The organism is Frigoribacterium sp. CF331 (assembly GCF_057787905.1).
Genome location: NZ_CM173545.1, coordinates 1,121,360 through 1,136,118, shown reverse-complemented (window position 1 = coordinate 1,136,118; position 14,759 = coordinate 1,121,360). Strand labels below are relative to the sequence as shown.

Annotated in this window: 9 protein-coding genes; 5 read left to right on the top strand and 4 right to left on the bottom strand. The window is 72.7% G+C overall.

Annotation, left to right across the window (positions count from 1 at the left end):
- The 3 genes from AC3CCI_RS05225 to AC3CCI_RS05215 form a co-directional block, all read right to left on the bottom strand.
- A complete protein-coding gene (locus AC3CCI_RS05225; protein WP_354594883.1) occupies positions 1-1,065 on the bottom strand; it encodes a glycosyltransferase in 1,065 nt (354 codons plus the stop codon).
- Entirely contained in the window at positions 1,062-5,780 is a 4,719-nt protein-coding gene (locus AC3CCI_RS05220; protein WP_488628329.1) for a PKD domain-containing protein, read from the bottom strand. Before AC3CCI_RS05220 ends, AC3CCI_RS05225 begins: the two co-directional genes overlap by 4 nt.
- A gap of 114 nt (positions 5,781-5,894) precedes the next feature.
- Positions 5,895-6,554, bottom strand: coding sequence for a hypothetical protein (locus AC3CCI_RS05215; RefSeq protein ID WP_488628328.1), 660 nt, complete (start codon positions 6,552-6,554; stop codon positions 5,895-5,897).
- Positions 6,555-6,719: 165 nt separating this feature from the next.
- Here AC3CCI_RS05215 and AC3CCI_RS05210 point away from each other — a divergent pair, with 165 nt between their 5' ends.
- The gene (locus AC3CCI_RS05210; RefSeq protein ID WP_488628327.1) at positions 6,720-8,282 is read left to right on the top strand and encodes a glycosyltransferase family 39 protein; all 1,563 of its coding nucleotides are present in this window, start codon (positions 6,720-6,722) and stop codon (positions 8,280-8,282) included.
- On the opposite strand, the gene AC3CCI_RS05205 is transcribed toward AC3CCI_RS05210, so the two are convergent.
- Complete coding sequence (locus tag AC3CCI_RS05205; protein ID WP_488628326.1) at positions 8,230-9,579, bottom strand: O-antigen ligase family protein; 1,350 nt, start codon at positions 9,577-9,579, stop codon at positions 8,230-8,232. The genes AC3CCI_RS05210 and AC3CCI_RS05205 overlap by 53 nt on opposite strands.
- A gap of 252 nt (positions 9,580-9,831) precedes the next feature.
- Here AC3CCI_RS05205 and AC3CCI_RS05200 point away from each other — a divergent pair, with 252 nt between their 5' ends.
- The 4 genes from AC3CCI_RS05200 to tsaD all read left to right on the top strand — a co-directional run bounded on the left by AC3CCI_RS05200 (position 9,832) and on the right by tsaD (position 14,684).
- Positions 9,832-12,327, top strand: a complete 2,496-nt coding sequence (locus AC3CCI_RS05200) for a right-handed parallel beta-helix repeat-containing protein (RefSeq protein WP_488628325.1) — start codon at positions 9,832-9,834, stop codon at positions 12,325-12,327.
- 88 nt (positions 12,328-12,415) lie between these two features.
- Positions 12,416-13,090, top strand: a complete 675-nt coding sequence (gene tsaB, locus AC3CCI_RS05195; RefSeq protein WP_488628324.1) for a tRNA (adenosine(37)-N6)-threonylcarbamoyltransferase complex dimerization subunit type 1 TsaB — start codon at positions 12,416-12,418, stop codon at positions 13,088-13,090.
- Positions 13,087-13,626: a ribosomal protein S18-alanine N-acetyltransferase gene (gene rimI, locus AC3CCI_RS05190; protein WP_488628323.1), complete on the top strand. Its 540-nt coding sequence runs from the start codon at positions 13,087-13,089 to the stop codon at positions 13,624-13,626. The genes tsaB and rimI overlap by 4 nt, the downstream gene beginning before the upstream one ends.
- On the top strand, positions 13,623-14,684 hold the full coding sequence (tsaD, locus tag AC3CCI_RS05185; RefSeq protein WP_488628322.1) for a tRNA (adenosine(37)-N6)-threonylcarbamoyltransferase complex transferase subunit TsaD: 1,062 nt from the start codon (positions 13,623-13,625) through the stop codon (positions 14,682-14,684). The genes rimI and tsaD overlap by 4 nt, the downstream gene beginning before the upstream one ends.
- The last annotated feature ends 75 nt before the right edge of the window (positions 14,685-14,759 follow it).

Below are 14,759 nucleotides of genomic sequence, written 5' to 3'. Positions count from 1 at the left end.
TCACGAGCGGGTCCCGCGGCCGCTGCCCGACGCCCGACCGCCCACGGCGTCGATCGCCCGCCGGTAGGCCGCGACGTGTGCTTCTCCTGCGCGGTCCCAGTCACGGGCCGACAGGTCGGGGCGGGCGTCGTCGGTCAGGCGGGACGCCGCCTCGAGGGCTCGCTCGACGTCGTCGGACGCGAGTTCGTCCTCGTACTGACGCACCCAGGCGGGCCCGACCTCGTCGGCCAGGCGCGCGTTGACCTCGTTGGCCGGCACGAGCACGGGTCGCCCGAGCGACAGGGCCGTGAGCACCCCACCCGAGTTGTGCATCTCGCGGTAGGGCAGCACGACGAGCTCGGCCCGTCGCACGGTCTCGATCAGGGCCTCGTCGTCCAGGAACCGCAGGTCGAGGCTGACCCGGGGGTCGTCGGCGGCGAGCTGCTCGAGGCCCTGCGCCAGCTCGGGCGTCGAGGGCTTGCCGGCGGCGTGCAGCCGGCGGTCGTCGCCACGCACGCCGCGGAAGGCGCGGACGAGGCCGTCGACGCCCTTGTAGCGACGGATGAAGCCGAAGTACGAGACCCGACCGGTCTCACGGGCGGGCCACGGCCAGCGCGAGAACCAGTCGACGTAGTGGCCGTGGGGGATGAGCGCCCCGAGCGCGTCGGGGTGCTCGGGCGTCTCGTCGTTCAGCCGCACCCAGAGCGTGGTGCGTCGTTCGATCCAGCGCAGCAGCACCCGCTCGCGGCGCGAGATGCCGCTCGGCAGCTCGAGGTTGTGCTCGGTGCGGACGATCGGGGTGCGGGTCGCCGCCAGCTTCGCGACCAGGGCGACGGTCAGCGCCTGGCGGACGAGCGCCTTGAGCGGGCTCCGGCCCGAGACGAGGATCTCGGGCCAGTGCACGTGGAACACGTCGTAGCGGCCGAGCAGCGCACCCTTCCAGCTGAAGGTGCGCACCTCGACCCCGGGGACCGCACCGACGGCGTCCCGGAGCATCACGAGGTAGGGGTTCGTCGTCGGCCGCGGTCGGGGGAACGACTGCTGGACGACGAGCCCGCTCGGGTGCTCCGGGACGGCGCCGGTCACGGCTTGAAGACGCTCAGGTCGTCGAACGAGACCGTCTGCGGAGCGTTGGTGGTGCTGCCCGAGGCGTAGGCGCCGAGGGCGACCCAGCCGGGTGCCTGCAGCCCCGCGAAGGCGTCGGTGGTCGACACGGTCCAGCCCGACGGTTCGGCGGTGCCGTCCGCCCAGACCTTGGCGCGGATCGTCGTCGTGCCCGAGCCGCTCACCTCGAGCCGCACGTTGAGCTTCGCCCCGGGGGCCACCTTCGTCGGCACGAGCGTCTCGCCCACGAGGTTGGTGCCCGACGTCGAGCCCTTGAAGGCCGTCAGGGCCACGACGACCGAGCCGTCCGGACGATAGCGCAGTGCCGCGCGGTACTCGGTGTTCGCCGCGACCTTGCGTCCGGTCACGTACACGTACGTGCCGCCACCCGTCGCCGCCTTGTCGAGGCTCACGCTCGTGCGCAGGTCGGCGTCGGTCGTCGTGACGCCGGTGAGGGCCATCGAGGTGTTCCAGCCGGCGGCTCCCAGGTACTGGGTGCCGACGCCGTTCGCGACCGAGTACTGCGAGGCCTGACCGGTGCGCGTCCACGTACCGCCCACGTCGGCCGAGCCCCAGCCGTTCGTCGCCGAGCGGCCGAAGCCGTCCTGCACGACGGCGGTGGCCACCGGAGGTGCGGTGACCGTCACCGTGGAGGTGCGGGTCCCCGTGGCGCCCTTGTCGTCGGTGACGACGAGGGTCACGGTGTAGGTGCCGCCCGTGGCGTAGTCGTGCTTCGCCGTGCTGCCGGTCGCCGTGGCGCCGTCGCCGAAGTCCCAGGCGTACGAGGCCACGGTGCCGTCGCTGTCGGTCGAGGCGCGCCCGTCGGTGGTCACCGAGAGCTTGTCGGTCGCCGTGGTGAACGTCGCCGTCGGGGCGGCGTTCGGGATCGGTGCGACCGTGACGGTGCCCGTCGAGCTGCCGGTGGCGCCCTTGTCGTCGGTCACCGTGAGGGTCACGGTGTAGGTGCCGGCGGCGGCGTAGGTGTGCGACGCCGTCTTCCCGGTGGCCGTGCCGCCGTCGCCGAAGGTCCAGGCGTAGCCGGTCACCGTGCCGTCCGCGTCGGCCGAGGCCGAGGCGTCGGTCGACACCGCCAGACCCGTCGTCGAGCTGGTGAACGACGCCGTCGGGGCGACGTTGGCCGGCGGGGCCGGGGCGACGGTGACCGTGCCGGTCGAGGTGCCGGTGGCCCCTTCGCCGTCGGTCACGGTGAGCGTGACGGTGTACGTGCCGGCCGTGGCGTAGGTGTGGCCCGAGGTCGAACCGGTCACCGCGGCCGTGCCGTCACCGAAGTCCCAGCGGTAGGACGCGACCGTGCCGTCCGAGTCGGCCGAGGTGCGGCCGTCGACCGCGACGACCAGGTGGTCGACCGTCGAGGTGAACGAGGCGGTGGGGGCCGCGTTCACGCGGGGCGGCGTCACCGTCACGGTGGCGGTCGAGGTGCCCACGGCGCCCCGGTCGTCCGTCACGGTCAAGGTGACCGTGTAGGTGCCGCCGGTGGCGTAGGTGTGCGTGGGCTTCGCGCCCGAGGCCACGGCGGAACCGTCGCCGAAGTCCCAGGCGTACGAGGCGATCGAGCCGTCGGCGTCGGCCGAGGTGCTGCCGTCGAAGGCGACGTCGAGGCCGGTGGGGGCCGAGGCGAAGGCCGCCGTGGGTGCCGCGTTCGGCTTGTCCACGCCCAGGGCGTAGTGCTGCGCGACCGTGGCGGCGTCGAGCGGACGGGCGTAGACGGCCGCCTCGTCGAGGCTGCCGGCCCAGTAGCCCGAGCCCGAGTTCCACGAGCTGTCGCCGCCGAGGCGCCAGTACCCGCGGTAGCCGTCCGACGCGGTCGACGGGTTCGAGCCGACCTGGACGCCGTCGACGTACAGCTTCATGCCCTCGGAGCCCTGGGTGGCCACGACGTGGTGCCAGCGCCCGTCGTTGTAGCTCGCCGTGCTGCTGGCGAGGTTCATCTGGCCGGTCCAGTTGCCGAACTGCAGGCGACCGTCCTGCTCCATGTAGACGTGGCGGTCGTAGTTGCCGCTGTAACCCGTCTGCTGGTTGCCGAAGCCGATCAGCTTGCCGCCCGAGGTCGTGGTGGTGTTGAACCAGGTCTCGAGCGTGTAGCTGTTGGGGGTGTCGTACGAGGTGTTGGTCGAGATGCCGCCGGACGACCCGTCGAAGGTCGCCGAGTGACCCGATCCCGAGGCGACGGCGGGGGTGCCACCGGTCGCGACGCCACCGCTCACGAGGCCGTCGGTGCCGACGGGGGACGCGTCGGCCGCTACGGTCTGGCCGTCACCGTCGAGACGGAAGTACACCTCGGGGTCGTCCTGGAACACGCGGGCGCCGTACGAGTCGGCCGGAGCCTTCGGCAGCTTGCTGGTGCGACCGGAGGCGACCCACTGTCCGTCGACCTGCTTCGGGCTCAGGGCTGCGGGGTAGATCGACACGTCGTCGATGTCGCCCTGGAAGTACGGAGCACCGTCCCAGTTGTTGTCGCCGCCGATCCGCCAGTAGCCCGTGTAGTCCTGGGCGCCGGTGGTGCCGGTGTCGGTCGCGACCTTCTTGCCGTCGACGTAGAACGACTGGCCGGCCGAGCTGAGGGTGCCCACCACCTGGTGCCACTGACCGTCGTTCAGCGCGGTCGGGCTCGTGATGATGCGGCTGGCGTTCGGGTACACGCCGAACGACACTCGGCCGCGGGGGTCCATGTAGAGGTGGCGGTCGTACGAGCTCGAGCCGCCGGTTCGGCTGCTGCCGAAGCCGACGATCTTGCCGCCCGTCGTCGACGTCGTGCGGAACCAGGCCTCGACCGAGAACGTCTGCGGACCGGTGACGGCCGAGGCCGTCGACGAGGTGCCGGTGTCGGTGCCCGAGAACGTGCTCGAACCGTCGGCGTCCGAGGTGGTCTGCCCGGTGGCGCCACGCGTGACGCCGGACTGGGCCTGCTGGTCGTCGTAACCGACCCAGTCGTAGACCGTCGAGCCGCTCTTCTCGCCCAGTCGCCACAGCGAGGTGGCGCCGTCGGCGGCGACCTGCTTGGCGTAGGGCGAGACCTGGTCGGAGGTGACGGTCACGTTCACGCCGTCACCGAGGACGGTGTTGCCGAGGGGATCGGTGGCGCGGACCCGGTAGCTGTGGGTGCTGCCCGGTTCGAGGCCCTTGTCGACGAAGCCGAGCGCGGGGCGCTTCCAGAAGGTCGAGGCGGTGGTCGTCGTGTAGACGGGGTTCGTCAGGTCACCGTCGCGGTACACCGCGTAGCTCAGGTTCGCGTTGTCCTTGTCCCAGTTCGACTGCCAGCTGACCCGGACCGTGCCGGACGACAGCGAGACGAGGTTGGGGGTGAAGAGCGCTCCCGACGCCTCGGGTCCCATCTTGTTCGGGGCGATGCTCGACACCGCGAAGCGCACGAGGCCGTTCTGGGCCTTGCCGTTCACGGACGGGAACTCCCCGCCGTAGACCACGTACTTGTCGTTGGCCGCGACGCTCCACGGGCCCTGGCTCAGGCCCGTGTAGCTGCCGGTCGCGAAGTCGGGGAACCAGTTGAGGATGCTCGGGGCAGGGGTCCCGGCGAAGTTGTAGTAGCCGTAGGGGTCGTTGCCGACCGTGCCGGTCGCCGAGTCGCTGAAGGCCATGGCGCGCTGGAAGGTCCAGGGTTCCGTCTGCGGCTGGCCGCCGATGTTGCCGCAGTAGTGCGGGTGGCCGGCGACGAAGACGGCGGTGCTGTTCGCGGCGACCGAGTAGGTGTCGCCGTGGCAGTCCTCGACCCAGGCGAGGTCGCCGTTCCAGGTCGACTTGAAGGCGCCTTCGAGGCGGCCGCCGCCACCGAAGGTGTAACCCGAGCCGTAGAAGCCGTTGGCCGTGGCGCTCAGGCTGTAGATCGCGGCCTGACCGCCACCGTTGCGGACGACGTCGTTGGCCTGCAGGGGGAGGTTGGCCCCGGTCGCGTTGTCGACCATGGCCAGGCCGTAGCCCGGTTGCGACGAGCCGTTGACCGACCCGAACGACCCGCCGAGGACGATCTTCGAGCCGTCCGGGCTCGTCACCAGGCCGAGGACGTCACCGTCGGCGATCTTCGGAGCCCACGGCAGGTTGGTGCCGTTCGACGCGGTCACCGCGGCGGCCTTGACGCGGGTGTCCTTGCCGACGCTCGAGAACGCCCCGGCGAAGTAGACGTTGGGGCCGACGGCGGCGATGGCGTTGACCGAAGCGTTCGTCCCGGGGTTCCAGCCGCTGACGAGGGCGCCGGTGGTCGGGTCGAGCGCCGCCAGGCGGTACTTGTTCACGCCGTTGACCTTGGTGAACGCCCCGCCGATGTAGAGGCGCTTGCCGTCCGGCGACGCGGCGATGGCCTTGACCTGCTGGTCGATCACCGGGGCGAACGTGGTCGACAGGGCGCCGGTCGTGATGTCGTACGCGAGGAGGAAGCTGCGGGGCACCTCGGCGACCCCCGCGGCCGCGCCGGCCGGGCGCGCCTTCGTGAACTTGCCGGCGGCGTAGACCGTGTTGCCGACGATGACCTGCGTGAAGACCGAGCCGTCGATCTGCGGTGCGGGCAGCGCGTCCGCGGTCACGGTCGCCGGGGTCGACGGCGACGTCGGGTCGGCGGGGGCGGAGTCGGCCGTGGCGGGCTGGACTCCCACCAGGACGGACAGGAGCACGGCGGACGCGGCGACGATCGCGGGCAGGCGAAGGCGCGACGAGACGGTTCTTCCCATGGGGAGGCCTCATTCGGGTCGGGTAAGTGACGTCGGCATTCGGGTACCGACGGCTTGACGACTATAAGGTCCCCCCTAGGGGGGACAATGGCCCCCGTTGTGGGTACAGGGGTGTTACGAGGTCGACCCCTCGAAGACCAGCACGGGCACGTCGACCGAGTAGTCGAAGGTCAGGCGCAGGTCGCCCTGGTCGTCGGCGGGCACCGCGAAGACGTAGACGCCGCTGGCCGTGGCGCCGGCGTCGACGCTGCCCGGAAGTGAAGAAGTCCCGGTCGAGAACGTGTTGGCGGGTGTCCGGTCCGACCCGTAGGCCAGGTTGACGACGGCCGTCGAGAGGTCGACGGGCGCGGTCGACGAGTTCGTGACCTCGATCTCGGCGCGCACGGCCGGACCGGTCACCTCGCCGGGCAACGCGGCCTCGCCGTCGACCGCTGTGAGGCTTTTCACCCGGACCGTCACCCCGTCCACGACGGTGGGCGACTGGTCGAGGCCCACGGGTGGTGCCTCGGGTGTGTCGGGCCCCGCCGCAGGAGGCGCGGTGTCGGTCGGCGCCGCCGACCCGCCGCCCGAGGACGCGGAGTCCGAGGGGGAGTCCGATGCCGTCGCCGTCCCGCCGGTCCCGGGGCCCCCGTCCTCGCCGCCGGTGACGGCCGGCACGATGACGAGGGCGACGAGCAGCGCGAGCGCGACCACGACGACGCCGCCGACGATCACGAGGCGACGACGGGAGCGCGGGCCGGTCCGGTCGGTGGGCGTCTGGTCGTCTGACGACATGGCGTCTCCTCGGTCGGGTGGGCCCGTCCCGCCGAGCACCGGCGGGGTCCTGGGTCGCTGCTAGCATGCCAGCACTCCGGGCCCCCCGCACCCGACCCGTCGGCCCGGTCGCCCTCTCCCTCGCCCGAGGCGACGGCTCGCGGTCGGCCACGCGTGAGGACGGCCATGACCACCACCAGCCCGACGGCGACCCGACCGGCCGGGACCGCGGCGTCCCTGCTCCGGTCCCGCGCCTCCTCGGCCGCCGTCCCGATCGCGCTGGGCCTGGCGGGCACCGCCGTGGCACTGGTGGGCTCGTCGACCGTGTCGCTCTGGACCGACGAGGCCGCCACGATCTCGGCCGCCACGCGATCGCTGCCCGAGCTGTGGGCGTTGGTGCAGCGGATCGACGCCGTGCACGCCGCCTACTACCTCGTCATGCACCTGTGGACGAGCGTCGCGGGCATCTCGCCGTTCGCCCTGCGGCTGCCGAGCGCGGTGGCCGTCGGCGCCTCCGTCGTGGGGGTGCACCGCCTGCTCGTGGTCCTCGGCCGACCGGACGCGGCGGTGGCGGGGGCGGTCGTGGCGATCGTGCTGCCGCGCGTGACCTGGATGGGCATCGAGGCGCGCTCGTTCGGCCCGAGTGCGGCCTTCGCGGTCTGGGCGACCGTCCTGCTCGTCGTGGCCCTCCGCCGAGGAGGCGCGGCCCGGTGGGTCGGGTACGCGGCGCTCCTCGGGGTGGGGACGGCCCTCAACATCTACGTCGCGCTCCTCGCGGTCGCCCACGCCGTCACGGTCGCCGTCGCGCGCGACGTCACAGGACGACGGCGTCTCGCCTGGCTCGTCGCGGCCGCGGGCGGTGGTCTCGCGGCGTCGCCCGTGGTGCTGCTGGCGGCGGGGCAGCAGGGCCAGCTCGGGGACAACCGGCTGGGGCTGGTGCAGATCGCCCGGGGCGTGGTGGTGAACCAGTGGTTCCTCGGCGGCACCCCGACGCGCGTGACGTCGACCGCGTCGCCGACCGAGCCCTGGGCGCTCGCGTCGCTCGGCCTGGCCCTGGTCGGGTGGGCCCTCGTCGTGGTCGCGGTCGTGGCCGGTCGGCACCGCGGCGGGAGCACGGCGCTCCGCGTGCTCGTGCCCGTCCTCGTCGTGCCCACGGCCGTCGTCGTGGGGTACAGCCTCGCGGTGAGCCCTCTCTACAACCCGCGGTACTTCACCTTCGCCGCTCCCGTCTGCGCCGCCCTCGTCGGACTCGGCGTCGTGGCCCTCCGCCGACGGACGACCCGCGTGCTCGCCGTCGTCGTGGTCGTCGCGCTCTGCGCCCCGATCTACCTCTCGCAGCGTCAGGTCACGGGCAAGAGCGGGACGGACTGGGCCGAGGCCGCCGCCGAGGTCGACCGTCGGTCGGTCCCGGGCGACGGGGTCTACTTCGCCCCGCTCGACGCCGGGTCCCCGTCGGTCGTGCGACGGACGACCGACAACGTCGAGGTCACCTACCCCACCGACTTCGACGGACTGGTCGACGTGACCAGGCGGTCCGAGGCCGTCGACGAGGACAGTCTCCGGGGCACCTCGTGGCCCCTCGGTTCGGACGAGTCCCGTCTCGACGACGTCGACCGGGTCTGGGTCGTCGAACCAGAGGAGGCGCCCACGGCACGCGAGGACGACGACACCCTGGTCCGCGAGGGTTTCGGCCTCGTCAGTCGGTGGTCGGGCGGGATGACGGCCGTGGAGGAGTGGACGCGGCCGTGACGTCGTCGTGCGGCAGGGCGGGCGACACGTGGTCGTCCGCTTCTCGTCGTCGGACCACCGGGAGGAAGGCGAGGCCCAGGGCGAGGATCAGCGTCGTCAGGGCGCCGTAGAAGGGCGAGAAGAAGATGTTCCAGATGCTCTGGGCCGAGGCGTAGAGCATGATGCCGCTGGCCGTGCCGTCCGCGATGCGACGGGCCATGCCGACGGCCAGCACGACGAGCATGAACGCGACGAGCACGATGCCGACGACGCCTGACTGCGACCACAGGTTGCCGACGACCGAGTGCAACTCGAAGTTGCCGCCGAACATGAAACGTTCGACGTACCCGTTGTTGGGCTGGTAGCCGATGCTGCTCATGCCCTCCTTGGCGACGCGGATGTCGTCGGGTGTCGGGACGGCGCCGGCGCCGAAGCCCCAGGGGTGGTCGCGCATCAGGGCGAGGGTCGCGGCCAGTTCCGGACGCCCGCCGAGGATCAGCGAGCCCGAGACGCGGAGTTGCTCGACGCTGCGGGACTGGGCGGCCAGCCCGAGGTAGCCGTCGAGGATGAGGGCCTGGCCGAGCTGGAAGACGGCGAACCCGAGGGCCGCGAGCCCGATCAGCACCGCGACGGGCGAGGGCCGACGGTGCGGACGCACGATCGTCATCTGTGCGAACACGAGGATCGCGGCGAGCAGCAGCAGGCCGAAGGCCGAACGGAAGTCGCTGAGCGCCGCGACGACCGTCAGCACGAGGAGCGTCCCGAGCTCCCACTTCCGCCCCAGGCGCGCGGCGAGGGCCAGGGCGATCACCGTGGCGGGCAGGGCGAAGCCGAACTTCCACGGGTTGCTCGCGAACAACGCCGTCGAGGGCGTCAGCTGCAGGGCGAGGCCGACGCCGAAGAAGAGCGTGGCCCATTGCGGGCCCAGGACGTCTGCGGCCCAGACGAACAGTCCGACGCCCAGCAGGGCCCCGAGGAGCAGCACCGTCATCGGGACGGCCGACGAGGGGTCGACCTCGTGGTCCACCGCGTTGGCGACGCCGAGCCAGACGCCCGCGAGGGCCGCCAGGGCGCCGACGCCCATGAACGCGACCCCCCACCGGCGGCGTCGCACGGCACCCCACCACACGGGCAGGAGGGCGATCGAGACGGCGAAGCCGAGTTGGACTCCCTGGGGCAGCGGGTACCGCATGCCGAGGACGACGAGGGCTCCCGCGGCCATCACGCGCACCCAGGTGCGGGCTCCGGTCGTGGCCGTCCCCGGGTTCCAGGACGGTGAGCTCGTCCTGGGTCCCGGGTCGAGTCGAGCCTGCGTCATGCGTGAACTCTAGGCGACCCCGCAGGGGGCGAGGACACCAGTCCGGGTGCCCCTCGGACGGTTGCCACCCGATGGGGAGCCACCACGACGGGGGCTGACGGAGGGTTGCGGACTGCGCCTAGATGTAACAAGATCTCGTCTTGTCCTCGGAGGGCCCCCGATGCGCCTCTTCCGAACGGATTTCCGCAAGCCCCCATCCTGGGGGTGCCGCGACGGGATCATCAGTACTCCACCCCGACGAAAGGAGCGCCGATGTCCAGCGCCACCACGCCCCGGCTCGACCCGCCCACCCGTTCACGTTCCGTCGCCGGTGCCCTGGTGACCGCGGTGGCCTGTCTGGCCGCGGTCCTCGTGCCCGCCACCAGCGCCTCCTCGGCCCCGACCACCGTGGTGTCCGACACCCACGGCCGCACCGTGTCGGCGGGGTGGGGCAAGGCCAACGCGGGCGGTTCGTGGACCACCTGGTCCAGCCCGTCCGCGACCTTCTCCGTCGGGAAGGGCGTCTCGACGATCTCCGGCCTCCGTCCGGGTGCCTCGGCCACCGCGACCCTCAAGTCCGTGTCGGCCCAGGACGTCGAGGTGCGTGAGTTCGTCGCCCTGCCGAAGACGGCCGGCGCCCTCTACCAGGGGTGGGAGCTGCGCCGACAGGCCGACGGTTCGACCTACCGGGGTCGCCTCGAACTCGGCGCCTCGGGCAAGGCGGTCCTCGTCGTCACGAAGGTCTGGAAGGGCAAGGAGTCCTCGCTCGGCCGGACGGCCCTGCCGTCGTCGGTGACGACCGGGTCCACGGTCGCCGTCGCGTTCCGCGCGGTGGGCACCACCACCGTGTCGGTCCAGGGCAAGGCCTGGGTGCGCGGCACGGCCGAGCCCGGCTGGCAGGTGTCCGTCGACGACTCGTCGGCCACCCGCGTGGCCGCACCCGGTTCCGTGGGCATCTGGCAGTACGCCAGCGGCGGCAACAAGGCCCCCGTGACGACGAGCTTCGACGACCTCGTCGTCACGAGCTCGCCGCAGACCGCCGTGCCCGCCCCCGCGCCCGTCCCGGTGCCGACGCCCACGACGCCGGCGCCGGAGCCCACGTCCCCCGAGCCGACGACGCCGGAGCCCACGACGCCCGAGACGGTGCCGTCGGTTTCACAGGGCTCCGCCCCGGTCGGTGGCACCTCCTACGCCGTCCCGGCCGGCGCGGTCGTCGTCTCGCCCGGCGGCGACGACGCGGCGGCCGGCACGCAGGCGGCCCCGCTCCGCACCCTGGCGGCGGCGGTCGCGAAGGCCCGCACCGGCGGGACGATCGTGCTGCGCGCGGGTTCCTACAACGAGAGCGTCGTCGTCCCGTTCCAGAAGAAGCTGACGATCCAGTCCTTCCCCCGCGAGGCCGTGTGGCTCGACGGTTCCGTGCCGGTGTCGACGTGGCAGCGCTCGGGGTCCGGCTGGAGCACGCCGTGGTCGTTCTTCCCCTCCGCCGAGATCGGCGGATCGGTGGACAACCCCCGCTTCGTCTCGCCCTCGTTCCCCTACGCGGCGCGACCGGACCAGGTCTTCCTCGACGGCGTCCAGCTGACCCAGGTGGCGCCCTCGCAGCTCGCCCCCGGCACCTTCGCGCCCGACCCCGCCTCGGGTCGCGTGCTGATCGGCAGCGACCCCTCGGGTCACGAGCTCCGCATCAGCAACAAGCAGCAGGCCCTGTGGGTCCAGTCGCCCGACTCGACCGTCCGTGGCCTCGGCATCCGCCGGTACGCCACCCCCAACTCCGACAAGGGCGCCATCCGCTTCGGCAACACGGGCGGCACCGCCGAGAACCTGGTCATCCAGGACAACGCCATGATCGGCATCAACCTCGAGAACAACGGGGGCCGTCTCCGGCACCTGACGGTCGAGCGCAGCGGTCTGCTCGGCGTCGGCACGAACGCCTCGTACGACCTCCAGCTCACCGACTCGGTGATCCGTCAGAACAACTGGCAGCGCTTCAAGGAGGCACCGGTCTCGGGCGGGGTCAAGATCACCCGGTCGCGCGGCGTGACCGTCACGAACAACGACATCAGCCGCAACTACAGCTCGGGCCTGTGGCTCGACGAGTCGGTGTACGACAGCAAGGTCACCGGCAACACGGTCGACGGCAACGAGTGGACGGGCATTCAGCTCGAGCTCTCGAGCAAGGCCGTGGTGGCCGACAACGTGATCACCGGTGGCAAGGCCGGTCTGCAGATCATGGGCACGGACGACGTCCGCGTCTACAACAACTCGATCGGCGGCTTCAGCGAGTACGGCGTCAAGATCACCCAGGACGAGCGCCGTCAGGCGACCGCCCCGACCGGCCAGGACCGTCGTCGTCCGATCCCCGACCCGACCGTGACGTGGGTCACCGGCAAGATCACGCTCGCCAACAACGCGTTCGGCAGCGGCGGGCGCTACCAGGTGTTCGTGCTCGACAGCAAGACGAACCGGTCGGCCGACTCGATGGGCATCACCGTCACGGGCAACGCCTTCAACCAGCGGCGCACGTCGGCCCAGGCGACCCTCGTCGGGTGGGGCGGGGGCGACAACAGGACGGTCACCCGTCTCGACACCGTGTCGGCCCTGTCGGCGAAGAACTCGTCGTGGCGCAACGTCGAGACGCAGCAGGTGCTCGACCTCGGCGGCATGACCAGCCTGTTGGCCTCGTCGCTCGGCATCGTCTCGGCCCTGCCGTCCGACATCGCGGCACTGCTCGGCCAGCCCGGCACGGCGCGTCGCATCGGCGCGTTCTGACCGGCGTGACGGAGCCCGGCCCCGGCCGGGTTCCGTCACCCGTCAGGAGGCGCGGGTCGGCCTCCCGACACCGCCTACGATTGACCCCGTGATCCTGGCCATCGACACCTCCGCCGGCTCGTCCGTCGCCGTCGTCGACCGCGACGGCGGAGTCCTCGCCGAGCGCACGGTCGCCGACACCCGGCGGCACGCCGAGGTGATCGGCAGCCTGGTCGACGAGGCCCTGCGCGAGGCGGGCGTCGTCCCCTCCGACCTCTCGGCCGTGGTCGCCGGCCGTGGCCCCGGGCCCTTCACGGGCCTCCGCGTCGGCATCGCCGCCGCCCGCGCGTTCGCCTTCGGGGCCGGCGTGCCCTGTCTCTCGGTCGGCAGCCACGACGCGGTCGCGTTCGAGCGGCTCTCGGCCGAGGGCGGTCGGTCCGTCGCCACGGCGGGCGGGCGCCTCGACTCCCCCCTCGTCGTCGTCACCGACGCGCGGCGTCGCGAGGTGGCGTACAGCGCGTGGTCGGGTCTCGACGACGACGGCCTGCCCGTGCTCGTGGCCGGCCCCGCCCTGGTCCGGCCGGCCGACCTCGACGAGGCGACGGGCGCCTCCTCGTCCTGGCCCCGCACCGACCCCGACGCGACGACGGTCTCGGCGGCCGCCCTGGGCATGCTGGCCGAGCGGCTCTTCGAGCACGGTCGCCCGTTCGCCGACGCCGAGCCCCTCTACCTGCGCGAACCCGACGTGACCCCGTCGGCCGGTCCGAAGCCGGTGACCCGATGAGCGTCCTGTTGCGCACGGCCACCCTCGACGACCTCGACGGCATCATGGCGATCGAGACCACGACCTTCGCCTCCGACGCCTGGTCGCGGGCGAGCATGACGCACGAGCTCACGGCTCCCGGCGGCCGCTACCTGGTCGCCGCGGCCGAGGGCGACGACACCACCGTGATCGGTTACGCCGGCATGCTGGCGCCGAGGGGCGCCCCTCAGGCCGACGTCCAGACCATCGCCGTGCTCGCCGAGCACCGCGGGCGGGGGCTCGGCCGCGCGATGCTGACGCAGTTGCTCGGCGAGGCGCGTCAGGCCGGCGTCCACGAGGTGTTCCTCGAGGTGCGGGCCGACAACCCCGGGGCGCAGCACCTCTACGAGTCGCTCGGGTTCGAACCGATCGCCGTCCGCAAGCGCTACTACCAGCCCGACGGGGTCGACGCGGTCGTCATGCGGCTCACCGTGCCCGCCGCGGTCACCGGGACCACCCCGACCCGGGCCGAGCCGTTCGGCGACGCCCCCCTCGACCGGCAGGAGGATCTCGGGTGACCGCCGACCGTGAACCGCTCGTGCTCGGCATCGAGACCAGTTGCGACGAGACCGGCATCGGCATCGTCCGGGGGCGGACGCTGCTGGCCAACGTCATCTCGTCGTCGATGGACGAGCACGCCCGCTACGGAGGCGTCGTGCCCGAGGTCGCCGCCCGCGCGCACCTCGAGGCGCTCGAGCCGGCCCTCGCCGCGGCGCTCGCCGAGGCCGGGGTCACCGTGGCCGAGCTCGACGCCATCGCCGTGACCAGCGGCCCCGGGCTCGCCGGGGCGCTCATGGTCGGCGTCGGCGCGGCGAAGGCCCTGGCGCTCGCCACCGGCACGCCCCTCTACGCCGTGAACCACCTCGTCGGGCACGTCGGTGCCGACGTGCTGCGCGAGGACGGCAGCGAGCTCGAGCTGCCGACGATCGCGCTGCTCGTCTCGGGCGGACACACCTCGCTGTTGCACGTGCGCGACCTGGTCGACGACGTCGAGCTGCTCGGCGAGACCATCGACGACGCCGCGGGCGAGGCGTTCGACAAGGTCGCCCGGCTGCTCGGCCTGCCCTACCCGGGCGGTCCGCAGATCGACCGCGTCGCCGAGGGCGGCGACCCGCGGGCCGTCCGGTTCCCGCGCGGGCTGACCCTGCCGAAAGACCTGGCGAAGCACCGCTACGACTTCTCGTTCTCGGGGCTCAAGACGGCCGTCGCCCGATGGGTCGAGCAGCGTCGCGGCGAAGGAGGCGCGGTGCCGGTCGCCGACGTCGCCGCCAGCTTCCGCGAGGCGGTCGCCGACGTCCTGCTGACCAAGGCCCTCGCGGCCTGTGCCGACCGGGGCGTGCCGCGCCTGCTGCTCGGCGGGGGAGTCGTGGCGAACGCCCGTGTCCGGCAGCTCGCCGCAGAGCGCTGCGCGGCCGCCGGGGTCGAGCTGCGCGTGCCGCCCCTCTCGCTCTGCACCGACAACGGCGCGATGATCGCCGCGTTGGGCGCCGAGCTCGTCTCGCGTGGCCGGGCACCGTCGCCGCTCGACTTCGGTGCCGACTCGACGCTGCCCGTGACGATGGTGCAGGCCGTCTGAGCCCGCCCCGTCGGCGGCTCGGTCGCCCGGTGCCCGTCGCCGATAGCATGCAGGGGCTCGACCGACCGCGGCCGT

Bases quoted from the DNA above. Each gene is read 5' to 3' on its own strand.
- AC3CCI_RS05220 (WP_488628329.1), bottom strand. From the start codon at position 5,780: ATGGGAAGAACCGTCTCGTCGCGCCTTCGCCTGCCCGCGATCGTCGCC.
- AC3CCI_RS05215 (WP_488628328.1), bottom strand. From the start codon at position 6,554: ATGTCGTCAGACGACCAGACGCCCACCGACCGGACCGGCCCGCGCTCC.
- AC3CCI_RS05210 (WP_488628327.1), top strand. From the start codon at position 6,720: ATGACCACCACCAGCCCGACGGCGACCCGACCGGCCGGGACCGCGGCG.
- AC3CCI_RS05205 (WP_488628326.1), bottom strand. From the start codon at position 9,579: ATGACGCAGGCTCGACTCGACCCGGGACCCAGGACGAGCTCACCGTCC.
- AC3CCI_RS05200 (WP_488628325.1), top strand. From the start codon at position 9,832: ATGTCCAGCGCCACCACGCCCCGGCTCGACCCGCCCACCCGTTCACGT.
- rimI (WP_488628323.1), top strand. From the start codon at position 13,087: ATGAGCGTCCTGTTGCGCACGGCCACCCTCGACGACCTCGACGGCATC.